The organism is Clostridium sp. CTA-19 (assembly GCF_054767855.1).
The window spans coordinates 168,540-194,846 of the sequence record NZ_BAAABH010000003.1 but is presented as its reverse complement, the minus strand read 5'-3'; the positions used below and the strand labels follow the sequence as shown (position 1 = coordinate 194,846).

Genomic DNA, 26,307 nt, shown 5'->3' with positions numbered 1-26,307 from the left:
TTCCCTCCTACGCTTCTCTATTACAAAGTTCTTCATATATTTTCCATAATTTTTCTTCTTCTTTTTTCCAATTAAACTTTTCTTTTATAGAATATATACCGTTATTACCCATTTCGTCTCTTAATTTATCATCTTGCAAAAGACGAATAACGTTTTCTGCTAGTTCATTTTCATCCTCTGGATTAACTACTAATCCTGAATTGTATGCAGTAATATAATCCTTTATAGGTGGCATATAACTTCCGATTACAGGTATACCACAACTCATATATTCAAATTGTTTAGTAGGTATATTTTTAAAGTATTTAGGTAATGGTAATAATGTAACTAATCCTATTTTAGATTTATACATATATTCTCTTACCATTGCATGTTTTACTTTTCCTGTGAATTCTACATTTTTTTCTAAGTTATTATCCTTAATATATTCTTTTAAAATATCTTCACACTTATCATAACCAAAGGGACCTACAAATATCATTTTTATATCTTTATATTTATATTTATTTTTAATTATATTAACAGTCTTAAGAATTTGTAATGCTCCTCTTTCGATTGTAATTCCTCCCTGATAAATCATATCATATTTTTTTTCTACATCATATTTCTTTTCAGGAATAAATTGTGTAAAGTTATGGATTACCTCTACATTTTTATTTACTACCTTAAATCTTTTTTCAACTGCTTCATCTGCAGTAATTATATAGTCAAATCCCTTTGAAATAATAAGTTCAGTCTTATCTACAAAAAATGTAGATAAAGGTCTTATCACCTTTGGTATCTTATTTGACATATTAGCCATATCCGGATAATGCTCATGAACATCATAAATTATTTTGCAATTAGGTAATTTCTTTTTTATTTTTTTTGCTTTATATATAATTTCAAAATCATGAAAATGATATATATCTGCTTTTTCTTCTATGGCCCTATCTATTAATTCCTCTAGAATTAGAAATCTATCTTTTAAATTTTTAGGCTTTGTTATACCTACTACTTTTATACCATCAATTTCGTGAATTCCTTTTTCATATGGTGCAACTATGGTTATATCCTTATATTTTTTTAAAAGAGATTTCGCTTCCTTATGAAATATTCTAGAGTCTGTTGGACTATGACCAGTTGTGAGTATACATATTTTCATCACCTAAGCTCCTATTCACTTTTTATTGATACAATCTTAAGTATTCACTATATAAACTATTAGCACTTTGAGTCCAAGTATATTTAGTTTCAACTTTTATTTTAGCATTTCTTTCTATGTCTTTTCTTATGCTATCATTTTCTAGTACATATTTCATTTTATTTGTTAAGTCTTCTAAATTTCTTGGTTCCATCAATATACCATCTTTAAAATTTTCTATTACATCTTCAATTCCTTCACCCTTACACCCTATTACTAACTTTTCATGTGCCATAGCCTCTATATAAACTACTCCAAAACCTTCTTTATAACTAGGTAACACAAAAATATAACAATTCTTCATATATTCCATAACTATATTATGAGGCAATGCACCTTTAAAGATAACTTTATCTGCAACACCATTTTCAAAAGCTAGCTTCTCTAAATTTTCTCTTTCAATTCCTCTTCCTATAATAACTAAATTTAAATCTTCATAATCATTATGTATATTTGAAAAAGCTTTTATAGCATAATCTATACCTTTAGTTTTTATTAAATTACCAACAACTAAAATATACCTTTTCCCGTGAAATTCCTGGGATATACTTTTGCTTTTTTTTGATACAATATCATTTAACTCTATACCATTAGGTATAACTGCATAATTATTTTTTTGCCCAGTTATATTCTCCGCTTCTCTTTTTAATTTATTACTTACAAATATAACCTTATTTGATTTTTCAAATACATGAACCACTTTATTTTTAAAATCCTCATCTAAATTAACTGTATAATTCATATCTTGACCGTGTATTGTTGTTAATAAAGGCTTATTAAAATGTTCATTTAACATAATAGCTCCATATCCATCTGGTAATGCTACATGTGCGTGTATTAAATCAAACTTGAACTCTTTATATAATTTTGATGTTATCTTTTTAATTCCTTTATATAAAATTTTACCTGAAGATCTAAAATTTAAATTTTTAGGTAGAAAAACTACTCTAGGATAAAAAACTTCTATCCCTTCCCATACAGTCTTTTTAGGTATACTATAATATCCTTTATATTTCTTTGAAAGTAATGTAAGTATGTATGGTGTATAAGGAATTGGTGATATAACTTTTATATTCACATTTTCCTTAGAGCTTTTTAATGCTTTAACTTGTTTATGAATAAATATCCCATTATTTTCATTATAATTATTAGGATACATATGAGATATTACTAGTATATTCATAAAATTTCTCCCCGTTTTTTATTAGATAAAGCACATAGTTAATAACCCTATGTGCTTCAATTTCAAACAAAGTGCAATAATTAATTATAGTTTGTTTATCTTATGTCTATTGTTTTTAACATTTTTAGTAGCATTTCTAGTATCATATAATAAGTTAGCTTTTTCAACTATTGCTTCATAATCATAACAAGTATGGTCTGTAGTTATAAGAACTATATCTGCACTTTCTATTTCCTTTTCCCACTCAACTGATACATATTCTTTACCTTTATGTTTAAATGATGGGATATATGGATCATTTACTAAAACATTTCCACCTTTTTTCTCTAATAATTCTATTACTTTTAGTGTTGGAGATTCTCTCATATCATCGATATCTTTCTTATAAGCAGCTCCCATAACTAATACTTTAGAACCATTAAGTGCTTTTTTATCTCCATTTAATAGATTCATAACATTTTCAATAACAAACTCTGGCATAGAGTCATTTATTATTCCTGAAGTCTCTATTAATTGAGTGTGATAATCATATTCCTTTGCTTTCCATTCTAGGTAGAACGGATCTAGTGGTATACAGTGTCCACCTAATCCTGGACCTGGATAGAATGCCATGAAACCATAAGGTTTTGTTTTTGCTGCATCTATAACTTCCCAAACATCTATTCCCATTCTCTTGCATAATATAGCCATTTCATTAGCTAATGCTATATTTATATTTCTAAATGTGTTTTCAAGTATTTTTTCCATCTCTGCAACTGCCGGACATGAAACTTCCATTATCTCTCCTTCTAATACATTTCTGTATAGTTGAGCAGCTACTTCTGTACAACAAGTTGTACATCCTCCAACAACTTTTGGAGTATTTTTAGTATTGAAATCTTTATTACCTGGATCAACTCTTTCTGGTGAGAATGCTAGGAAGAAATCTTCTCCACATTTTAATCCAGTTTCTTCTAATATAGGTTTTATAACCTCTTCTGTAGTTCCTGGGTATGTAGTACTTTCTAGAACAACTAACATTCCTTTATGTAAATATTTAGCTACGCTTTTAGTTGAACTTACAACATATGATAAATCTGGTTGTTTGTATAAATCTAATGGTGTAGGTACAGCTATACATACAGTATCAACTTCTGAAACAAAACTAAAATCTGTTGTAGCTTTTAATTTTCCTTCTTTAACTAAGTTAGCTAAATCGTCATCAACTACATCTCCTATGTAGTTACGTCCTTCATTTACCATTGCAACCTTTTGATCTTGAACATCAAAACCGATTACTTCGTAGCCAACTTTAGCCTTTTCTACTGCTAATGGTAATCCAACATAACCTAAGCCAACTACCCCTAATTTAGCAGTTTTATTTTTTAGTTTTAATAATAATTCTTCTTTTAATTTATTTGACATTTTACTTCCTCCTAATTCAAGTTAGACTAATCTATTTTGCACTACTTTTGAAAAAACTCTTTTAACTTATCAGTTGCATATGCTACTAATTGAAAGTTATTTCTGGACATAGTGGTAAAGCAAATGTTTAGTACTATTATCTTATATAATCTATAAATTGTATTTTTACTGATTTAAATTATAAATAAATATTATAGATTTAGTTTTATCAGTTATATGTTTTTCTATACTATTTAATCTTATATACCGTATTTCAATTATTTTATATTAATTTTGTTTTCTTTTATATGTTGGGATTTTTTTTTCTAGTAAAGATATTATATCTTCTTTTTCTATTTTTTGCACTTCTCTAAATTCATCAACAGACTTTTCTATAAATTTCATATCAACATCCATAGGTTTTTCAATGAATATTTTTTTATGGTCTGTAGATGTTAATGCAACCTCATCCATTAAAAGTTCTTCATATAGTTTTTCTCCTGGTCTTAATCCTACATACTCTATTTTAATATCTATATCTGGCTTAAAGCCTGAAAGGCTTATCAAATCCTTTGCTAAATCAGCCATTTTTACAGGTTTACCCATATCTAATACAAATATTTCTCCACCTTTAGCCATTCCACCAGCTTGTATAACAAGTTGAGCAGCTTCTGGTATAGTCATAAAAAATCTTGTTATCTCAGGATGTGTAACTGTAACAGGTCCTCCATTTGCTATCTGCTTTTTAAATAATGGTATAACTGATCCGTTACTACCTAACACATTTCCAAACCTTACAGCAACAAATTCAGTTTTACTTATTTTATCAAACGCTTGAATTATAAGTTCACAAAATCTTTTAGTTGCACCCATAACGTTTGTTGGATTTACTGCCTTATCTGTACTTATTTGAACAACTCTTTTTACCTTAAACTCATCACAACACTTCATAAGATTATATGTTCCTACAATATTATTTTTTATTGCTTCCGCTGGATTATTTTCCATTAATGGAACATGCTTATGTGCTGCTGCATGAAATACAACATCTGGTTTATAATTACTAAATACTTCTCTTAATCTTTCCATATCTCTAATTGATGCTATAATAACTTTTTTCTCTTGTTGTGGATGATTTCTATTCAACTCCATTTCTAAGTCATATGCATTATTTTCATAAATATCAAGTATTACTAATAATCTTGGTTTAAACTTTACTATTTGTCTACATAACTCAGAACCTATGGATCCACCTCCACCAGTTACTAATACTACTCTGTCTTTTATATACTTATCAACATTTTCATTATCCAACTTAATTTGTTCTCTGCCTAAAAGATCCTCTATATTTACATCTCTAAGTTGTCCCATGCTAAAATTATCATTCATAAGTTCATATACACCTGGAACTGTTTTTAATTTGCATTTAGTTTCTTTGCATATGTTTAATATTTCCTTTTTATCATGTAATTCTACTGATGGCATTGCTAAAATTATTTCTTCAACTTTATAATCATTGCAAGCTTTTACTATAGACTTTCTTCCACCTAATACTTTTATTCCATTAATACGCTTTCCTTTTTTATTCTCATTGTCATCTATAATTCCAACTATATTGTAGCTCAAATCCGAATGTTTTTTTACCTCTTTTATAATTAAAGCTCCAGCATCACCTGCGCCAATTAAAAGAGTATTAACTTTTTTTCCACAAATTCCTTTTGGTGTTTCTTTATTACTTAATAATCTTAGTATAAATCTAAGACCGCCTAAGCTTAAAACACTTAACACCCAAAAAATTATATGAACATTCATAGGAAATCTATAATATGGACTTCTTAAAAATGTATAACTTATATAGTAGCTATAAATCACAAACACTATATTTGTTAAACTAACAGAATATACTATAGAAAACAATTCATCAATAGATGCATATTTCCATATATTATCATACAACTTAAATATTTTATTGAAAAATAATGTGAAAATAATAAGTGGTATTATAGAGACCTTAAAAAATAACTGATAGTTTTTTGTAATATTAAAATCAAATCTTAAAACTAAGGCTATATACAATGATAATATTACGAACAAAATATCTAATATCATTATTCTTTTGTCATTTTTCATAATTTCACTTCCTAAGCCTTTATATTGTTTAATACAAATTTTATTCATATCATTTTATTTAAAGGATTCTTATTCTATAAATAATCTTATTCTTAATTAATAAAAATTCATAAAAAACTGTTATTATATCAATTGTTCAAATCCCTTTATAATTTTACAACATTTTTGCAATAAATCAACTGCTTTTTTAACCTTTTAATGCCATTTTACCATTGTTATTGTCATTTTTCATTATAATTTTAGCATTTATATAAAATCCATTCTATTTAAATTTGATTTTTTCTTTGTTAATTAAAACATTTTTTTACATTTTACATTTGAAGATTAATTAAGATTTAACTTTTTTATTTCCTTTAATACTTCATCTTCTGGATTAATTTTTTCTGCCAACTCTAAATGAACTTTAGCCTGCTCCATGTCCCCTAAGTTTAAATAACACATAATTAAATTAGTACATATATCTACTTCTTTTGTAACTTCAAATGCTGCTCTAAAATATCTTATTGCATTTTGATAATCACCGATACATGCAAGATTTATTCCTAATTCATTAACTACAGCTACATCGTCACTATTTATTGCTTGAGCTTCATTTAAATAATATATAGCTTTTTCATTATTCTCTAAAACTCTATATGCAATAGCAACATAATAATAAATTTCTACTGTATTGCCTAATTGGTCTATTAAGGGTAACAATATTTCTAAAGCTGCCTTAGGATCTTCATAGACTAACTCTTTACCATCTTCATATTTCCCTATTATTTCAAGGGAATTTTTAAACTCTAAAACATCATTTGTTTGTTCTCCGCCTAAAGAAATATACTGATTTATAGCAAATAATGCACCTTCTAAATCTTTATCTTCTTTTTTTAGTATTGCTTCATAAAAATATGGCGTGCTGAAATCATCTATTTTTTTACATTCTTCTATCAATAATAGTTCTTCTTCTTTATATTTAGTATTTTTATTTCTTAATCCATCCACTAATAATAGCGCTTTATTATAGTTTTCTTTTGCTTTTTCTGTTTCTAAAAGCCCCTTCAATAATATATATGCATCCTCATATTTTTCATTTTTTACATTATTAAATATGATACCTTTAATAAATTTCACGCTACCATCTATATCCCTTATTATTTCTTTGTATACTTCATTAAACTTAAATTTTTTATCACAGCCTAGAACAAAAAATATTCCTTCTAAAAATAATGTTACTGGAATGTTTTTTAAATCATCTCCATCTTTTGCCTTTCCAACTACATCTTCACTTCTTACTGGTAAATAAACATTTTCCTTAAATTCATAAGAATTAAATTTAGTTCCCTCTTTTATTTCCAAAAATAAAATTTTTGACAATTTGTTTAAAAAATGACTTTCTATATTATTCATAGTTCACCATCCTAATCTAAATGTTTAAATTAATGTATTAAAAACTCAATTTACTGTAAACTAAGTTTAATAATACGATTTTTTAAATTATAAAATCTAAATCTACATTATTTAAGTTGTTATTTAAAAATATTTCATTTAAGTATATTACCATATGAAAACAATATTATACAAAATATAATTTTCATAAAATATTTTTATTATATTTACTTAAATCTAAAACTTTACAATTCCTTTTAAATATTATACAACATAGTATGTTGAAATAAAAATATTAATAAATACAACTAAAATTCATTTATAGGGAATTATATCATACAATATTAAAATATACCTAATAAAATAATATATATTGCAAAATATATATTAATGAATATTATATAAAGTTGTAAACTAATATCTTAATACTCTAATAAAGAAAAAATTTTAAAATTAACCTAAACAATATATTAATGAATAGTTATTGCTATTTTTTAGTTGGATTCAAAGTCTTAATGTATAAGTTAAATTTTAAATTTATATGTGTATATATGACTATAGGGAAACAAGATTAAATTTATTCAATAACTTTAAAATATTTTTATACAAAATATAGTGTTGAGTTCCAAGTGATTCAGAGCATGTCTCACTATTTAGGGTATCCAAGTTTTGGAATGGATAATTTTAAAAGTAAACTTGGAATCCTATATAAATCACAAGATAAATTTGGAATTTTATATTAAAGTAAAATCTATTGCATTTACAATTTTATTATCTTATAATTAATTTGTTTTAAATTAAGGAACAATAAATAGTTGCTAAATTTATTGAAAAAAGTAATTAAATATACGTAAAGTCCATCATGACTATAAAATACTTTTATCTTTTCATCGAAAAAGGTTACGGAATAAGCGAAAAACAAATATTAACAGAGCGAAAGTACTGTTGTAACTATAGAGTAGAATCTTGATAATGCTTATTGGTAAATAAAAAGGAGATGGAATGCTACAAGCCTATAAATAATCATATTAAAAAAGATTTTATAGGTATGTATCGTTGTCTAGATGGGAATTTACACCTTTGAAGTGCTGTATCAACCAAAGTAGCTTATGCAAAATGGAATACGTTGAATAAGGAATAATCTCAATATGGGTATCCTTGTCCATATTTTGAGTAGCAGTACAACATGTTTTTGCAAAAACATGTTTTATATATTCATTGTAAAAATTATATTTCTACGCTTAACAAGCATTGAGATGCTTTATTTATAGAGAAAGAGGGGATTAGATTGTATAAGTTAAATCAACATGAAACACCGCTATTTGACGCCCTAATGGAATATGTTAATAGAGATACTCTACCATTCCATGTTCCTGGACATAAAAAAGGCATTGGTGCCTATAAAGAATTCAAGGATTTTATGGGTGAAAATCCTTTTAAAATTGATGTTACTGTTTTTAAACTTGTTGATAGTTATCACCATCCAACAGGTCCTATAAAAAAAGCTCAAGAACTTGCAGCTGATGCTTATGGTTCAGATTCTTGCTTTTTCTCAGTACATGGTACATCTGGGGCTATCCAAGCAATGATACTTTCTGTTGTAGGTGCTGGAGATAAGATTATAATCCCTAGAAATGTACATAAATCTATAACTGGAGGAATTATTTTAGCTGGTGCAATACCTGTTTATATGCAACCTGAGCTAGATAAAAGACTTGGTATAGCTCATGGTGTTTCTCCTGAAACTGTAGAAAGTACTTTAAAAGAACATCCAGATGCTAAAGCTGTTTTAATTATTAATCCAACCTATTATGGTGTTGCTACAGATATAAATAAAATTGCAGATATTGTGCATTCATATGATATACCATTGATAGTAGATGAAGCACATGGACCTCATCTAAACTTCAATGAAAAACTTCCAATGTCTGCTATGGAGGCTGGTGCTGATATATGCGCCCAAAGTACTCATAAAATTATTGGAGCTTTAACTCAAGGATCTTTACTTCAAGTTCGTTCTAAAAGAATAAACATTGGAAGAGTTAGACAAGTTATAAATTTAATGCATACAACATCACCATCTTATATCCTTATGGCTTCTCTAGACACTGCTAGAAAGCAAATTGCTTTGGAAGGAAAAGAACTTTTAGATAAAACAATAGAACTTTCAAATTATGTTCGTGAAGAAATAAATAAAATTCCTGGTTTTTATTGTTTTGGCGAAGAAATACTTGGGAAATCAGGTGCTTATGCTTTCGATCCTACTAAAATAACTATAACTTGTAGAGATTTAGGTATAACTGGATATGATTTAGATATGATTTTATCAAATAAGTATCATATTCAAATGGAGCTTTCAGACTTATATAATATTCTTATTGTAGGTTCCTTTGGTGATACAAAAGATGGCATGGAAAGATTACTTATTGCATTAAGAGAAATAAGTGATGAATATTACGGAAAAGGTGCTAAAAAAGCTGATTTTATAGATATACCACCAATTCCAGAGCAAATGCAAATACCAAGTGAAGCATTTAATAGTGTTAATACACCTGTTAAAATTTCTGATAGTGTTGGAATGATAAGCGGCGAATTTTTAATGGCTTATCCTCCTGGAATACCAGTACTTTGTCCTGGTGAAAAAATTACACAAGAAATAATAAATTATGTTCAAAAACTAAAAGACACCGGTCTTTATGTTCAAGGGACTGAAGACCCTAATGTTGAATATATAAAAGTAGTTAAAGAAGAAGATGCTGTTTATATAGACGTAAATTAAAAAAAGCTCTAGAATTTTAATAATTCTAGAGCTTTTTTTTATATTAGTCATATGGAAATAAATAATAGACCAAATATGCGAGAATACTGATCTATTATTTATTTGATTATGCCTTGTTAATTACTATCCTTTTGTCCTGGTATAGTTCCATATATATATCCACCATTTTGTAGATTATATTCTAAAGTTTCAAACATATCCCTAACTGATATTATCCCTATACCATATAATCCATTTTCTGGTTCATAAACAGCATATGAGTTCATTGCATTTCTAACAGTTTGCATATCTTCATCTGTCTTTATATTGGTACTAAACTTAACATCTTTATCTAATGCCTCATAAGCCTTAGGTTTATTTACAAAATATACATTATCTATTTCTTGATTATCATAAAGCTCTCTAAATACTCTGCCTAATGCTGAATGATCACTTTGTGGCTCCTTAAAATAGCTAAAAGTAAAGAATTGATAATCCTGTCCATCACTTATAAACTCTCTTATATCCGTTCTTAATTCATCTATATGTTCTTTAGTACTACTATCTGGTATGTCTAAATATGTTCTATTTTCATCAGGTATTCCATAGGCATCTAGTTCTTTGTCAAATTCATTTGTTCTTGCCTTTGCGAATTCTTCCAATGTCATGGTTGATGGTATTTTAGGACTTAATTTTCCTGATTTTATTCTTTTATAAACAAAAGATCCATTTCCTCTGTTTATAAGAACAACTTTAACATTTTCTGGTCCCAACTCTTTTACTGCATTCATTATTGCTGAATGAGCAAATAGTATTACATCATCTTGATGGCTAAAGAAAAATGCTGCTTTAGGTTTATTAAACTTAAGTTCTCCATGTTCTAAATTATTTTTTATATTTAAAGCCTTTTCTAGAAATTCGTTAGGTATTTTTGATTCAAAATATATATTTCTAAAATCACTATTTTTTAAATAGCTTTTTTCATCTTCTGTAATATTATCTTTATAGAAAACTATTGGTCTTTTTAGCATTGAAGATGCTAATATATCTTCTTGTTCTTTTGAATCTAAAATTATAATGGAATTAGACTTTGTAAAAAACTTATTATTTATTTTTATACTAGAATTATTGAAATCTTTAATATCTATTAAAGATTCATCATTGAATTTTTCTTTAAAAAATAATCCTTCATTTAAAATATATCTATTTTCTTTTTCAACTTTAGTTATGAATTTGTTATTTTTTACATCTTCTTTTGTTGAAAATAAAATAGGGGCTTTCAATTTTGATGCTACTGATGCTATTAGTGTATTTTTATCCTTATCCTGTTCTGATGCTACAAAAACAGTATTATATCCACTCATCTCTTTTGCTATATTTTTGCTTAACTGACATATATCTTTTCCGCATATCCTTTTTATTTTCTTATTTGAATCAATCTGACTTTCAACAGTTTTAGATATACTTGTGTCATTTCCTACTATATATACTTCTTCAGGATTTATCCTACTCACTTCATTTTTAACATCATCTGGTATATTATCATTATCAATAACTAACACTGATGCATTTTTATAACTAGCTAATGGCATAGCTAATAACTTTTCTAGCATATTATTTTCATTTACCAAAACAATATTTTTACTTTTTAGGGATTTACTCATTTCTATATATTTATTATATATATCACTACCTTTTAATCTTATAGTTTTTCCCTTCAAGTTTTCAGTTGCTTGTTCAATCTCCTCAACAGTTTGTTCATTGTTAACTAAAACTTTACAGCTATGATTTTTTACATATATTTGTTTAGATATCATACCTAAAGATACAATTAAAATCATTGCTATTATGGTAGCACATATCTTTTTCCTTTTTTTCCTTTTTTCCCTTTTCTTTCTTCTTAAGTTTATCGTTCTTGTATTTCTATATTTTTTATTCATTACATCTCCCCCAAATAATACTTTAACCATAGCAAAAATATATTTATTAATTTATAATTTTCTCATTTATTCTTTAACTAAGAATAAACTCAATTAAGTTTATTTTTTTACACAATATATTTTATTCTTTTTATTTATTTTTGTGTTACAAAATAAAAACAAAACCTACTAAAATAAATTTTATAAAATTTGATTTTAATAGGTTTTATTTTATCTTTTTATTTTCTTTTTATATAAATCCCTACACATATTAATCAGTGCATTAATATATTTTCTATAAAGAATATATAGTAATAATAATTCTAAAATACCTAATAAAATATATAAATACCCAAATTTGAAAAATGTAGCATAAAATGTGTATATACACAATGCAAAAGTCATTATATAGAATCTTTTAAGATGATAATTTACTTTGTAATATCTAAGTCCTATATATGTTCTTATTGAAAAAAACACTATATAAGACAATCCTGTAGAAATTCCTGCACCTACAGCTCCTAATTTAGGAACTAATATAAAATTTCCTATTATATTCACAACGCATGAAACTACAGATATGTATATATGCTTTCTTTGCTTCTTTTTAAAATTAATTCCTAAAACAGTAGTCTCTGAAACTGTGTACATTATTGGCATAAAACTTAAAAATGGTATTATATACGCAGCAGTTCTATATTCAGAACCTAAAAATAAAATAATTATGTCTCTAAATAAAATTAATCCAATAGTGCAAAAAAACATAGCAATAGTTACAATTAAACTTGCCTTTTCAAAAAATTCTACATCCTCTGGGTTTTTCTCATATCTTTCAAAAGCTACTGGTACCCAAAACGTAGTAAAACAGCCCTGTAGTATAGTAAGTAATGCAACAACCTTTGCTGCCGAACTATATATCCCTAGTTCCTCTGCCCCCCAAAAACTTTGTATTGCAATTCTATCAGCTGATTGGAAAATATAATGTATAGCCGCTGTTATAACCAATGGTGCACCATATACTAAAATTTCTTTCGTATCAGTTTGTAGGTTCATTTCACCATCTTTTATATTAAATATATTCCAATACTCTCTTTCACATATTATAGCCATTATAGTAACTGCAACATTAGAAAATAATAGTGCTAAAACTAAAGCCATATAATTATCTTTAAGATAGTATCCTGCAATAAATATCATAAATAAATAAAACACTTTATTCATAACAATTAATAATGAATATGTTTTAGATTTTTGTTGCATTCTAACAACTAATAATGCAAACCTATTAATTAATAAAAAGCTTACATGAACTATAATAATTATTAAAAATATTAAATTATAACTTCCAAATATGAATTTAGATACGTACTCTCTAAATATAATGGCTAAAATTATTAACAATATATTTATTATAGCTGGAATTTTTACACATCTTAATAATAATAGCTTTCTATTTTCTTCTTTTTCAGCATAAAAAAATCTTACAAAAGCTTGATCTATACCAAATACTAATATAATCATAACTAAACTAGAATACAATTCAAACTGAGAATATATACCAAATTGTACTGGCGAAAACATTCTTGTTATAATTGGTGTACTAATTATTCCAATCAAAAAAGTTATCCAACTTCCTACGGAAAAGGATAAAAACTTATTTAATAAACTCTTATTACTCATATTTTATACCTTCTTCAAAATTAAATTAAACATAACTTAAATTATATATGGATAAATTAATATGTCAATAATACTATTATAAACTAAACAGTCTGTTTACTCTGTTTAATCTATAATCATCCATTAAAATTCTCATTTGATAAAGTTATAAACTAAGATCTCAGTTTAAACTCCTATAAAAAATTATAGGAGTTTATAAGTATTTCACTTTATACTTATTAATATGATTTTTACTTTTTCATTACATTATTTCTTAATAAATACATTTTATTAGCTGCCATTTTCATACCAGCATTATCTAAAGTCCTCATATATTGATTGTAATTCATACTTAGAACGTTGCCATATGATTTAAGTAAATTATTATAATAACCTAATAAATAATTTGTTCTTATAAGTTTTTCATTATGTCTTGTATTAAATAAAATTCTATTTACTCTTCTTTTCTTATCTGCCTTATTTTTAATATCAGAATAGTAATCCTTACCTTTTCCAATAAGTAATATTTTTTCATAATTCACTTCCATAACCTGTCTATAATATGGATGTAATACTTCAATCATTCTTTCATTAAAATATTCATTCTTTTCCTTTTCTTCTTCTATTATTTCTTTTAATTTTTTTAATTTCTCGTTAGTTTTCACCCTAAGTAAAGGCAACCTTTCTATTACATACGTTACTTTATCAATGTTTTCAGGATGACCTTTTTTTATAATTTCTAACCCTTCTAGAACACTTTCATAATCATTTTTATCTTTATTTATATCTGCTTCATCCTGAAGTGCAGCTAGTATACTTCCCTTTTCTTCATTTAAATATATATCCATATAATAAAAAATTCTAGCTAACCTTTCACATAGAATCTTATCTTCTACAATATTATCATCCTCATCTATATACATATAATTTTCAGGTTCTACACTTAAATTTTTAGTAAATTTTTTTACAAATATTACTTCTCTGTAAAGCTTTTTATTATGACTTATAGGTTTAGATATTTCTATATTTTCTATTGATTTTTTATATGGCAACAGTTTGTCCATTAATTCTTTTGATGGCTTATCATACAGTTTCATAAAATATTCCTCCCTTGTTCACCCAAATTCACTAAGTTATATGCCTTTAAATATTGTTACTATAGTTAAATAAGCTATTCATTGAAAATTTCACAGATTAGCATTTTAAATTTTTTCATTATTACTTTTTAACACTATAATTTGGGAATTTTTAGGCTTAGCTTTACGCCTATGATTGGAACCCTATAGTATTTAAAAATTTCTTACTTATTAAAAACTATTTATTTTAAAGTATAAATACATTATATCAAATTTTTTAAAAATTCCTATAATTCCATATGATTTTAGAAATAAAATTAGAGCTATTTCAAAATAAAATTTTATCATTATTTTGAAATAGCTCTTAATTACATTATGCTTCCATACCTAATTTTAAAGCTTTTTTATTTAATTCTACAGCTTTTTTTGGTACTAGTGTTGAAACTACCTCTTCCCAATCTATCTCTCTTAAGTCTAATGCTTTTAATAATGCTCCTAAAAGAACTACATTTTGAGCCTTTATATTTCCTAATTCTTCAGCTATATTTGCAGCATTTAGAACTACTAATTTTTCTACTCTTTTTTTCAATTCACCAATTACGTCTTCTGGGTATTTCTCTTCTCCTATCAGCACTGGTACTGGATGTATTTCATATTCATTTACTACTAAATGTCCACCTTCTTTTAAAAATGGTAACGCCCTTAAGGCCTCACTTTTTTCAAAAGCAACAACTACATCTGCTTTGCCCTCTTCTATAAGTGGAGAATACACTTTTTCTCCAAATCTTACTTGAGTTGTAACACTTCCACCTCTTTGTGCCATACCATGAACTTCTGACATTTTAACATCATATCCGTGTCTTAATAATCCTTCAGATAATATTTTAGATGCAAGTATTGTACCTTGTCCCCCAACACCTATAAATAATATACTCTTTACATCCTTCATATTATTCACCAACCTTTTCTATTGCATCAAATGGACAAACTTCTTTACATAATCCACAACCATTACACATGGATTCATCTATAGAAACAATTCCATTTTGGAATTTAAGTGCTGGACAACCTGTCTTTAAGCACTTCTTACATTTTTTACATTTTTCACTATCTACTTTACAACTTAAATTTGCTCTCTTCTTTAAAACTTCTTTTATTAATGCACATGGCTGTTTTGTTATTATTACAAATGGTTCTTTGCTATCATGGGCATCTTTAACAGCATCTTCTGTTTCTTTTAATTTATAAGGATCTACAACTCTAATATTTTCTTTCTTCACACCACAAGATACTACCAATGATTCTATATCAACCATAGGAGCTGGTTCATTTTGAAGTGTTTTTCCACTTCCTGGATTTTCTTGATGGCCAGTCATCCCTGTTATTCTATTGTCTAAAATCACAGTAACTATTGGAGTATTATTATAAACAGAGTTTATAAGTCCTGTAACCCCTGAATGGAAGAATGTTGAATCTCCTATAAATGAAAATACTTTTTTTCCTTCCCTTTTACCTACTATAGATGCTCTTTCTATACCTATTCCACCAGAAATAGATGCACCCATACAAATTACTGTATCCCCTACGTTTAAAGGAGGGTTCATACCTAGAGTATAACATCCTATATCACTTGTAGATATTACATCCTTATATTTAGATACTGCATAGAAAATTCCTCTATGTGGACATCCAGGACATAATACTGGTGGTCTTGATGGTGGTCTTACATCTGATTTATAGTTTATTACAGAACCTTCGCCTAAAATAGCCTTTCTTACAATTGTAGGGTTTAACTCGCCACATACAGGTATAATTTCTTTTCCTATACAGTTTATTCCCATTGCTTTTACTGTTGTTTCTATATATGGGTCATTTTCTTCAACTACATATAATTTTTCTACTTTACTTGCAAATTCTTTTATCATTTCATCTGGCAATGGATAACTTAATCCTATTTTTAAATAAGATGCATTATCACCTAAAACTTCCTTACAATATTGATAAGAAACACCACTTGTTATTATTCCAACTTTAGTACTTCCCATTTCAATTCTATTTAACTCACAATTATTTGAGTATTTTCTAAGCTTTTCTAATCTTTCTTCTACTTCATAATGTTTAGCTCTAGCATTAGCTGGTGTCATAATATATTTTTTAACATTTTTTTCGTAGGGTTTTACTTCTACATTTTTTCTTTCACCTACTGTAACCACAGATTTTGAGTGAGAAACCCTTGTGGTTGTTCTAAATAATACTAAAGTATCAAACTCTTCGCTAATTTCATAAGCTTTTTTCATATATTCTATACACTCTTGTGAGTCTGATGGCTCTATAAGTGCAACTTTAGCATGAGGCGCATAATATCTATTATCCTGTTCATTTTGTGATGAATGCATACCTGGATCATCTGCTGTTACTACTACAAATCCTCCATTTACGCCTTCATAAGCCATTGTAAACAATGGATCTGCTGCAACATTTAATCCAACATGTTTCATAGTGCATAATACTCTTGCACCACCTATTGATGCACCTGATGCAACCTCAAATCCAACTTTTTCATTAGGTGCCCACTCTGCATAGACACCCTCATATGTTGCAAAATTTTCTAATATTTCTGTACTTGGTGTGCCTGGATAAGCTGACGCCATATGACAACCTGCTTCATAAGCTCCTCTTGCGATAGCTTCATTTCCAGTCATAATTACCTTTTTCATAATATCCCTCCAAATCCCCAAATATATATATTAACTATAAAGTAAAATTTTTACTTACTATAACATAATAAAACTTATATATTAACTAAACAAGTGTAGCTCCTAAAGCTATTGAATATAATTTAGATTGAGCACTATCTGCTCTTGAAACTAATACTACAGGACATTTAGCACCTAATATAACTCCAGCACTTTCTGCACCTGCAAAATATGTTAAAGATTTTCCTAAAAAATTTCCTGCTTCTATATTAGGAACCAATAATATATCACTATCCCCTGCAACATCACTAATTATTCCTTTATGCTTTGCAGCTTCTTTTGATATAGCATTATCAAGGCCTAACGGCCCATCTATAATACAACCTTTAAGTTGCCCTCTTTGACTCATAGCAGTTAACGCTGCTGCATCTAAAGTAGCTTGCATATTAGAATTCACCACCTCAACTGCACAAATTGGTGCAACTTTAGGACAATCTATACCTAAAACATGAGCAAGATTAACTGCATTTTTTATTATACCTACTTTATCTTTAAGCTCTGGATATGTTACCATACCCCCATCTGTTAATAAGATTAACTTATGATAGTTAGAAGTTTCATAAACCATTACATGCGATAATAAATTGTTAGTTTTAAGACCACATTCTTTATTTAAAACAGCCCTTAATAGGTCTGCTGTTCCAAGCATTCCCTTCATTATAAAATCTGCTTCCTTATTTACTACTAATTGAACAGCTTTTGCTGCTGCTTTTTTTATATCTTTTTCATCTATAATTTTAAATTTAGATAAATCTATGTTTAAATTTTTAGCTATACTGATTATTTTATCTTCATCACCAACTAAAACAGCATTTATTATATTTTCACTAACAGCTTCATAAACTGCCTTTAAAACTACTTCATCTTGCGCTACAGCAATTGCTAATGTTTTCTTTTTACCACTTTTAGCTTTTTCAATTATTTCTTCTAATTTAGTTATCATAATATCCCCCTTCACTGCTTTGCAATTTTAGGCATATTTAATTAAATAATAGATAAAACCTCTTATCTATTTTTGATACTCCTTCATTAAGCTCCCCTTATATGCTTGTGTTTCACAAAATAGAATTTGAAATTCTAGACTATTATTTTCTTTTATATACCTTTATATACCTTTTTTTATTTTATCTTTATTAACCTTATAGGGTTCCAAGTTAAGTTTTAAAGTTATTCATTTATCAGATGAGAAAACTCAAATTAATATTTCTATCAATAACTAACAGATTATTTTAGTTAAGAGTTAAGAGTGAATAGTTAACAGTTGTGGTTATTACTACTCACTTCGTTCCTAGTAATTCTCAACGTATCTTTTTATAAATTTGTAAAGCAAATTATATTGATAGATTTTTTTAAAGCATTTTCAGAAAGTGGTTGCCACTTTCATTCTAAATTCATAATTCATAAATAACTATATTTGTACTTATTTTTCTTAACTTATAACAAAAATTTGATGTACAAATTTAAGTTGGAGCTTGTTTCCCTATAGTTATAGCTTAGAAACTCTTATGATGTTTTTTAACATTTTTAATTTATAACAAACTATAATTTGAATTTTTATTACTATGTAACAATTGCTTGTACATTTCAAATTCAAATTTTTAAATACATTATATACATATACATTTTTTTTAGTTTTATAACTAATTAAGAATATTATAAATATTCTTAATTAAAGTATACCTCCTTGAATTCCAATGTCAATTTTAACAGCTAAATTTTATCAAAAAAATGTAAATTTGTTTTACTTTTTTTGTATTTTTATCAAATTTATTTATATTTATGTGTAATTTAATATATTATGTAATAAAAAACAGCAAGATTTTATTATTTTTTTAATCTTACTGTTTCCCTTAACTTAATAAGTTATATGTTATTTTTAATATATTATGCTTTCATTAATACTTTCAATATCTTTACATCCTGTTAATACCATTGCTGATTTTAATTCACCTTTTAATTGGTTTACATAGCAAGTTACACCTTCATTTCTGCCACCAAAAGAAGCTGTAACAAATGGTCTTCCTATAAGAACTCCATCTGCACCTAGTGCTAACATTTTTAATACGTCTACTCCTGTTCTTACCCCACCATCTACAAGTATTTTTACTTTACCTTTAACAGCTTTAGCTATATCTGATAATACTTCTGCAGTTCCTGGTGTTTGGTCTATAACTCTTCCACCATGATTGGAAACTACAATAGCATCTACTCCTGCTTCTACAGCAAGCATTGCTTCATCTACAGTCATTATTCCTTTTAATATAAACGGTAACTTAGTACTATTTACAAGTTCCTTTATTTCTTCTATCCCTTTAGGCATAACTGGTTTTCCATGTAAAGCTAATGTTATTAGTCCACATGCATCTATATCTACACCAATTGCAAAAGCTCCTGACTTTTCCGCTAATTTTATTTTTTCTATAACATTAGGATTTTCCCATGGTTTTATAAATACAATTCCATTTCCATTATATTTTTTTAACACTTCAAGGTTAGTCATTAAGAATGAATCTACTGCTGTATCTCCCACCATAGGATATATACCCGAATCTAAACAACCTTCTATTACCCAAGTTATGTACTCTTCTTCAGTAAATTTTCCACCCATATTTAAAGTTGTACCTGTAACTGGTGCTGCAAAAACCGGTATATCCATTCTTTTCCCAAAAAACTCTGTAGAGATATCTATATCCTTTGCATCGTGCATAACTCTCATATTTAATTTTATATTATTTAAAGCATCAAAATTAGCTTTAAATGCTTCACCAGTACCTTTTCCACCCATTCCTGGAACTTCACCAGCACAAGCCACACCATTGCAATTTTTACAAACTCTACAACTTCCATTTAAATTTTCTCTAGCATTTTTTCTAATATCATTCATGTTCATTTTTGTGTCAACCCCTCCATAATTTATATAATAAATTTAAAATAATATACTATTTATTGTTCTCTTTACTAAAAAACTCTTCTAAAGTTTCTTCTGTAAATATTTTTATACCATTTCTATATAAAAGCTCTGCAGTTACTCCATTACCATCTTTTTTATTGCCACTAAAAGTTCCATCATATATTTTCCCAAAACCACAAGATGGGCTTCTTGCTTTTAATATTGCATACTCTGCACCTATAGATTTTGCTATATTAAGCGCCTCATTTGCACCTTTTAGAAATTCTTCAGTAGCATCATCATTTTTATCTGGACTCAAAACCCTTGCCTTTCCATCTAAAACCATCGCTCCATCACCGTCTATTATTTCATGAGCCACCCTTGGTGTAGCCTGTCCTCCAAGTTGTTCAGGACATATAGGCATAGCTTTTCCTTCTTGTAATAATTTTAAAACTCTTTCATCTAAATTATTACCGCCATTATATTTACAATTTACTCCACACAAGCATCCACTAACTAATATCATGCCTACCACTCCCACGTTATTTTATTTAAATTTGTTCATTAAATCTTTGTTATCAGTGGAGAAAAATAAGCACAACTATAGTTATTTAAAAGTTAAAAGTTTAGCAATAAAATCTATATTAAACAACGCCTGTCCTAGAAAAGGTACGTTCAGTATTACTAGAAGTACATCAACTAGTAATTAATCATAACTATGTACTATTAACTCTTAACTAAAATAAGCTGTCAACTATTAATATGCCGTTAATCTTAAGTTTTCTCATCTGATAAATACATAAATTTAAAATTCATCTTAGAACCCCATGTGCATAAAGCTAAAACACTTTATTCCAATAAAATATTTTTCTTTTAAGCTATTACTACATTATGTAATAATAAAGAATTTAAATAAGCTATTCATTGAAAATTGATTTAGGGTTTCTTTGGAATTTTTAGGCTTAGCTTTACGCATATGATTATTTCCCTATATAACTTGAATAATTTAATTATATCTTATAGAAATCTTTTTTCAAAATATTTTACAAATGTAATCTTAAAATTTAAAATACTAAAATAAGTACTCACCCAAAACCTTTACGCCTACGCTTATATTTCTATATTATAAAAGTTCCAATGATAGCATATATCAATGGAACTTTTGTAATATATTTTTATTTAAGCTCTACAATTGTAACACCAGTTCCACCTTCACCATATTTTCCAAGTCTATGCGACTTTACATGTGGGTGCCTTTTTAACAAATCATTTATTGAGCTTCTTAAAATTCCTGTACCATTTCCATGAATTATAGACACTTCACCAAGTCCAGCTATATATACATCATCTAAATATTTATCTACAGTGTATATAGCCTCTTCTGAATCCATACCTCTTAAATCAACTGATGTAGGAGTATTTTTAAGTCTTAATTTAGCTTCCCTTTTTTCCATTTTTCTTATGGCCTTATCTGGTTTAATTGATTTAGATTTTCTTAAATCCTCAAATTTTACTGTTATTTTCATTATCCCAGCTTGAACTTGAACTTCTCCTTTTGAATCTATTTTCGAAATTACTATAACATTTTGATTCAATCTTGGAAGGTATACTTCGTCACCTTCATTAACTTTTTTAAGTTTTTCTCCTGTGGCTTCTTGCTTTTTAGTTTCTATTAATTCTGCATGTTCAAGTTTGTCTTTTATTTTCTTTCTTTCTTCTTCAAGTTTTTTTCTAGCATCAGAGCTATATCCAAGTCTTTCAATTTCTCTTATATTTTTAAGAGCTGTATCTGATTCTTCCTTAGCCTGTTTTATAAGGTTTTTAGCTTCTCTTTGTGCTGAATATAGTGCATTTTCTCTAGCCTTTTCAAGTTTATAAAGCTTTTCTTCGTATTTTTCTTTTAATTTTTCTGCATCTTTTTTTAGAGCTTCAGCTATTCTTGCATCATTCTCTGCTTTTATACTCTTAGCTTGAAGACTTTGAATAAGTTCCTCGAAATTCAAACTATCTGTAGATATGTTTTCTTTCGCATCTTTAATTATATATTCTGGAAGTCCTAGTCTTCTAGAAATTTCAAAAGCATTAGATTTTCCTGGAACTCCTATTAATAGTTTATAAGTTGGACTCAATGTCTCTACATTAAATTCAACAGATCCATTTTCAACGCCTAATGTTTTTAATGCATATCCTTTTAGCTCACTATAGTGAGTTGTAGCAACAACTCTACATCTTCTTTCTTTCAAGTTCTCCAATATAGACACAGCAAGGGCAGCACCTTCTGTAGGATCTGTTCCAGAACCAAGTTCATCAAATAAACATAAAGAATTTTCATCTGCTTCTTCTATTATCCCAACTATATTAGTCATATGAGATGAAAAAGTTGATAAACTTTGTTCTATACTTTGTTCATCACCGATATCCGCATAAACATTTTTGAAAAAGCTTACTACTGAATTACTTCTTGCTGGAATTAAAATTCCGCTCATTGCCATTAAATGAACTAACCCTACAGTTTTTATAGTTACAGTTTTCCCTCCAGTATTAGGACCTGTAATTACTAAAGATGTAAACTCTCTGCCTAGATATACACTATTAGGAACAACTACTTTGGCATCAATTAATGGATGTCTTACTTCAATTAAGTCAATAATTCCCTTATCATTTATTTCTGGACAAATTCCATTTATTTCACTAGCATACTTAGCTTTTGCGAATATAAAATCTAATTCCCATAATATATTTGCATCATTTTCTATTAACTCTATATTGTTTGTTACCTTTTTAGATAACACTCGTAATATTCTTTCTACTTCTTTTTTTTCTTTTATAAACAACTCTCTTATCTCATTATTTAAATTTACAAGACTCATTGGCTCTATAAATAAAGTTGCTCCAGTAGCACTTTGATCATGTATAAGACCTGGCACTTGATCTTTATATTCTGCTCTAACTGGAAGAACATATCTATCGCCTCTTATAGTATATAAATTTTCTTGAAGATATTTAGAATTAGCTCTTAAAAGTGAATTTACTTTTTCTTTTACAGATGAACTTTTTTGTTTAAGTTTTCTTCTAATATTATAAAGATCATCTGAAGCCCTATCTGACACTTCTTCTTCACTTACTATTGCCATAAAGATTTCATCTTCTAATTTTTTTATAGGTACTATTCCTATACATATATCCTCTAAAACCCTATAGCCTTCTTCTTCTTCTTTATGAGATATATACTCTTTAAAACTTCTACTACATTTAAGCATAGATGCAATTCTTAATAACTGTTCACAAGTTAATGCAGATTCTTTTTTAGCCTTATTTATTGCTTCTCTAACATCATATATACCTTCAAAAGGAGGATTTCCTTTTGTTGTTAACAGTTTAAATGCTTCTTTAGTCTCCTCAAGATGTTCTTTTACCTCATAAAGATTATCATAAGGAGATAACTTATCTATAAGTTCTCTTGCTGCAGTAGTCTTTGTATATTTTTTTAATTGTTCTTTTATCTTATTATATTCTAATACTCTTAAAGTTTTTTCTTGCATTTATATCACCTACTTTATTCTACTCCTCTTTTATAATGACCTCTTGTATACCTTTTATAATCACCTTCAAATTTCTCTTCCATAGCCATTTTTATTATTTCTTTAGATTTGTTATAATCTTCATCTATCAAATCTACTCTAAATGAATTTATATTATTTCTTCTATATTCCTTCATATTAGGGATTAGGTTTAATGGTACATTATTATAAATATGGCTTCTACAGTATTTATCCGTTAAAACTTTAAATTCCTCACCTTTTCTATCTTTTAACACATAATCTCCTTCAAAGCATTTTTCAGAACATGAAGATTTGCTGCTCTTTCCTCCAAACAAACTACCTATTGGACAATACTCACTAACCATAAGCTCATACTTTCCATAAACAATCACTTGAGGTTTTAACGTTGATTTTTTTGCTAAATTATTTAACTCTTTGTTATTTAGTTCAACACTCATAACTGCACCATCTAAATATTCACTATAAAACTGTGAACTATAACTATTAAATATATTTAGCTTATAATCACCTATTATATTAATCCTACTATAAAATCTAGCTATTATAGCTAAATTTGAAGTAACTATACCTTTTATTCCACTTATGTGTTTCTCTATTAAGCCACAAATTCCTTCTAATTCTTCTTTAATTATATTAGGAGTTTTTATATACACATTCACTCCCTCAATATTTGTAACTTCTTCTATTCGTATTTTACTGCCCTTAAAGAAACAGTCCAGTGCTATATCCTTAACGCCAATATCTACCGCCGCATTAAGTTGTTCTATATTACTTACCACCACCATAAATTCTGGAAGATCAGCTTTTTCTTTAGGTTTCTTTGAAATATAACTAATATCTTTTTTAACTTTATCTTCTCTTCTATACTTTAATATTAGGAAATTTATTATTTTGTCTGTAAGTTCTCTACGAATAGCATTTATTGAGGATACTGCCATAAACCCTTCTTCAAAGTCTAAAAACTCTATTTTGTTTAACTCAAAGGGAGTATCCCCTAATTTATTTAAAGGTTTTAATAATCCTTCTTTATCAAGTGGTCTTTTTAAAGCCTTTTGTACTATATCTCCACTTACTTCAAATTCATTTTCTTCAAATTTACCAATTAATTTCAAAGAATATCCAACCTTAAACTCAATTTGTAAATCTATTGGTAATTTTTTAGCATACAGATTTTCATATATGCTAGAAAGTTCTTCTAATAAAGTTATATCTCCTGCTTTATAAAGGACATCTCCAGATTTATATTTAGTTGGCTTTAACGTAACTTTTTCTCCTTTTTTAGCATATTCAACATCATTTTTGTTTAGCTTTATTCCAGACACGGCAAATCCATCATCCTTAATTCTAATGCCGTCTTTTAAATGTATATCTTCTTCTAATGTTATCGTTAAGTCCTTTTGAACTTTACCAAGGTATATGCCACTATTTTTAGGACAATTATATGCCATCATGTCTTTTCCAACATTTCCAAACATATAAGCCTTTGAAAATCCTTCTCTATTAAATAATTGAGTAAGCTTTTTATATTCATTTTTAACATCAATAGGTTTATTATTATAATAGCTATCTATAGCCTTTTTATAACTTCCAACTACACCAGCAACATACTCTGGTCTTTTCATCCTACCTTCTATTTTTAAAGAAGAAGTCCCACTATCTATTATTTTTTTTATTTCATCATAGGTACATATATCCTTTGGAGATAATAAATATCCTGCCTTATTTAATCCATTTTTCTTATTTATTAAAGTATATGGAAGCCTACAAGGTTGAGCACATCTACCACGATTTCCACTTCTACCGCCAATTATGCTACTCATAAGACATTGTCCTGAATAGCTAACACATAAAGCTCCATGAACAAATATTTCCGTTTCAATGCCTAAATCTTTAGATATGTATTCTACCTCTTTTAGCGACAACTCTCTAGATAAAACTATCCTTTGAAATCCTAATTTGTTTAAAAATAGTGCACCATCGCCATTATGTACTGTCATTTGAGTAGATGCATGCAACTCAAAATCTGGAAATAACTTTTTACATCCATAAAATAGTCCCAAATCTTGAATTATCAGCGCATCAACACCTATTTTATATAAAAATCTTATATATTCTATTGCCTCATTATATTCTTCTTCTTTTATTAATGTATTAACTGCAATATATACTTTTACTCCATAAATATGGCAATAATCTACTGCATTCTTTAAATCTTCATCATCAAAATTATTTGCATATGCTCTAGCAGAAAATTTACTTCCGCCCATATATATTGCATCACACCCTGAAAGCACTGCTGCGTACAAGCTTTCCATACTTCCACTTGGTGCTAGTAACTCCACTTTTTTCATCATTTCTCACTCCTATTTTGAGCCTTTAGTTTTGAACTTGATATCTTAAAAACTATTTCCATTACCTTTTATTATAAATCTTTTA

At 27.5% G+C, this 26,307-nt stretch carries 16 protein-coding genes; 1 reads left to right on the top strand and 15 read right to left on the bottom strand.

Going from position 1 to position 26,307, the window contains the following annotated elements; genetic code table 11:
* Positions 1-7 precede the first annotated feature (7 nt).
* The 5 genes from ACYUE0_RS03120 to ACYUE0_RS03100 all read right to left on the bottom strand — a co-directional run bounded on the left by ACYUE0_RS03120 (position 8) and on the right by ACYUE0_RS03100 (position 7,271).
* Positions 8-1,144, bottom strand: a complete 1,137-nt coding sequence (locus tag ACYUE0_RS03120) for a glycosyltransferase family 4 protein (RefSeq protein WP_061993911.1) — start codon at positions 1,142-1,144, stop codon at positions 8-10.
* A 22-nt stretch (positions 1,145-1,166) separates the two neighbouring features.
* Positions 1,167-2,366 (bottom strand): glycosyltransferase, encoded by a 1,200-nt coding sequence (locus ACYUE0_RS03115; protein ID WP_460269465.1) that lies wholly within the window; start codon positions 2,364-2,366, stop codon positions 1,167-1,169.
* A gap of 84 nt (positions 2,367-2,450) precedes the next feature.
* Positions 2,451-3,770: a nucleotide sugar dehydrogenase gene (locus ACYUE0_RS03110; protein ID WP_460269464.1), complete on the bottom strand. Its 1,320-nt coding sequence runs from the start codon at positions 3,768-3,770 to the stop codon at positions 2,451-2,453.
* A gap of 267 nt (positions 3,771-4,037) precedes the next feature.
* On the bottom strand, positions 4,038-5,879 hold the full coding sequence (locus tag ACYUE0_RS03105; RefSeq protein ID WP_061993908.1) for a polysaccharide biosynthesis protein: 1,842 nt from the start codon (positions 5,877-5,879) through the stop codon (positions 4,038-4,040).
* A gap of 324 nt (positions 5,880-6,203) precedes the next feature.
* Entirely contained in the window at positions 6,204-7,271 is a 1,068-nt protein-coding gene (locus tag ACYUE0_RS03100; protein WP_460269463.1) for a tetratricopeptide repeat protein, read from the bottom strand.
* Positions 7,272-8,538: 1,267 nt separating this feature from the next.
* Between ACYUE0_RS03100 and ACYUE0_RS03095 the strand changes: the two genes are divergently transcribed.
* Positions 8,539-10,029 (top strand): aminotransferase class I/II-fold pyridoxal phosphate-dependent enzyme, encoded by a 1,491-nt coding sequence (locus ACYUE0_RS03095; protein WP_061993906.1) that lies wholly within the window; start codon positions 8,539-8,541, stop codon positions 10,027-10,029.
* Between the two features lie 116 nt (positions 10,030-10,145).
* Here ACYUE0_RS03095 and ACYUE0_RS03090 read toward each other — a convergent pair whose 3' ends face one another.
* The 10 genes from ACYUE0_RS03090 to ACYUE0_RS03045 all read right to left on the bottom strand — a co-directional run bounded on the left by ACYUE0_RS03090 (position 10,146) and on the right by ACYUE0_RS03045 (position 26,222).
* A complete protein-coding gene (locus tag ACYUE0_RS03090) occupies positions 10,146-11,948 on the bottom strand; it encodes a cell wall-binding repeat-containing protein (RefSeq protein WP_460269462.1) in 1,803 nt (600 codons plus the stop codon).
* Between the two features lie 210 nt (positions 11,949-12,158).
* Complete coding sequence (locus ACYUE0_RS03085) at positions 12,159-13,607, bottom strand: lipopolysaccharide biosynthesis protein (RefSeq protein ID WP_199869215.1); 1,449 nt, start codon at positions 13,605-13,607, stop codon at positions 12,159-12,161.
* A gap of 230 nt (positions 13,608-13,837) precedes the next feature.
* Complete coding sequence (locus ACYUE0_RS03080; protein WP_460269461.1) at positions 13,838-14,683, bottom strand: hypothetical protein; 846 nt, start codon at positions 14,681-14,683, stop codon at positions 13,838-13,840.
* A 352-nt stretch (positions 14,684-15,035) separates the two neighbouring features.
* Positions 15,036-15,611, bottom strand: coding sequence for an indolepyruvate oxidoreductase subunit beta (locus ACYUE0_RS03075; RefSeq protein WP_061993902.1), 576 nt, complete (start codon positions 15,609-15,611; stop codon positions 15,036-15,038).
* Position 15,612: 1 nt separating this feature from the next.
* On the bottom strand, positions 15,613-17,379 hold the full coding sequence (iorA, locus tag ACYUE0_RS03070) for an indolepyruvate ferredoxin oxidoreductase subunit alpha (RefSeq protein WP_061993901.1): 1,767 nt from the start codon (positions 17,377-17,379) through the stop codon (positions 15,613-15,615).
* Between the two features lie 85 nt (positions 17,380-17,464).
* The gene (locus ACYUE0_RS03065) at positions 17,465-18,361 is read right to left on the bottom strand and encodes a phosphate butyryltransferase (protein WP_061993900.1); all 897 of its coding nucleotides are present in this window, start codon (positions 18,359-18,361) and stop codon (positions 17,465-17,467) included.
* A 933-nt stretch (positions 18,362-19,294) separates the two neighbouring features.
* Complete coding sequence (locus tag ACYUE0_RS03060) at positions 19,295-20,308, bottom strand: alpha-hydroxy-acid oxidizing protein (RefSeq protein WP_460269460.1); 1,014 nt, start codon at positions 20,306-20,308, stop codon at positions 19,295-19,297.
* 49 nt (positions 20,309-20,357) lie between these two features.
* A complete protein-coding gene (locus ACYUE0_RS03055) occupies positions 20,358-20,834 on the bottom strand; it encodes a 2-thiouracil desulfurase family protein (protein WP_460269459.1) in 477 nt (158 codons plus the stop codon).
* A gap of 649 nt (positions 20,835-21,483) precedes the next feature.
* Positions 21,484-23,850: an endonuclease MutS2 gene (locus ACYUE0_RS03050; RefSeq protein WP_460269458.1), complete on the bottom strand. Its 2,367-nt coding sequence runs from the start codon at positions 23,848-23,850 to the stop codon at positions 21,484-21,486.
* A gap of 14 nt (positions 23,851-23,864) precedes the next feature.
* Entirely contained in the window at positions 23,865-26,222 is a 2,358-nt protein-coding gene (locus ACYUE0_RS03045; RefSeq protein ID WP_460269474.1) for a U32 family peptidase, read from the bottom strand.
* Between the last annotated feature and the right edge of the window lie 85 nt (positions 26,223-26,307).

Coding starts and splice junctions, on each gene's coding strand:
- ACYUE0_RS03120 (WP_061993911.1), bottom strand. CDS start 1,144: ATGAAAATATGTATACTCACAACTGGTCATAGTCCAACAGACTCTAGA.
- ACYUE0_RS03115 (WP_460269465.1), bottom strand. CDS start 2,366: ATGAATATACTAGTAATATCTCATATGTATCCTAATAATTATAATGAA.
- ACYUE0_RS03110 (WP_460269464.1), bottom strand. CDS start 3,770: ATGTCAAATAAATTAAAAGAAGAATTATTATTAAAACTAAAAAATAAA.
- ACYUE0_RS03105 (WP_061993908.1), bottom strand. CDS start 5,879: ATGAAAAATGACAAAAGAATAATGATATTAGATATTTTGTTCGTAATA.
- ACYUE0_RS03100 (WP_460269463.1), bottom strand. CDS start 7,271: ATGAATAATATAGAAAGTCATTTTTTAAACAAATTGTCAAAAATTTTA.
- ACYUE0_RS03090 (WP_460269462.1), bottom strand. CDS start 11,948: ATGAATAAAAAATATAGAAATACAAGAACGATAAACTTAAGAAGAAAG.
- ACYUE0_RS03085 (WP_199869215.1), bottom strand. CDS start 13,607: ATGAGTAATAAGAGTTTATTAAATAAGTTTTTATCCTTTTCCGTAGGA.
- ACYUE0_RS03080 (WP_460269461.1), bottom strand. CDS start 14,683: ATGAAACTGTATGATAAGCCATCAAAAGAATTAATGGACAAACTGTTG.
- ACYUE0_RS03075 (WP_061993902.1), bottom strand. CDS start 15,611: ATGAAGGATGTAAAGAGTATATTATTTATAGGTGTTGGGGGACAAGGT.
- iorA (WP_061993901.1), bottom strand. CDS start 17,379: ATGAAAAAGGTAATTATGACTGGAAATGAAGCTATCGCAAGAGGAGCT.
- ACYUE0_RS03065 (WP_061993900.1), bottom strand. CDS start 18,361: ATGATAACTAAATTAGAAGAAATAATTGAAAAAGCTAAAAGTGGTAAA.
- ACYUE0_RS03060 (WP_460269460.1), bottom strand. CDS start 20,308: ATGAACATGAATGATATTAGAAAAAATGCTAGAGAAAATTTAAATGGA.
- ACYUE0_RS03055 (WP_460269459.1), bottom strand. CDS start 20,834: ATGATATTAGTTAGTGGATGCTTGTGTGGAGTAAATTGTAAATATAAT.
- ACYUE0_RS03050 (WP_460269458.1), bottom strand. CDS start 23,850: ATGCAAGAAAAAACTTTAAGAGTATTAGAATATAATAAGATAAAAGAA.
- ACYUE0_RS03045 (WP_460269474.1), bottom strand. CDS start 26,222: ATGAAAAAAGTGGAGTTACTAGCACCAAGTGGAAGTATGGAAAGCTTG.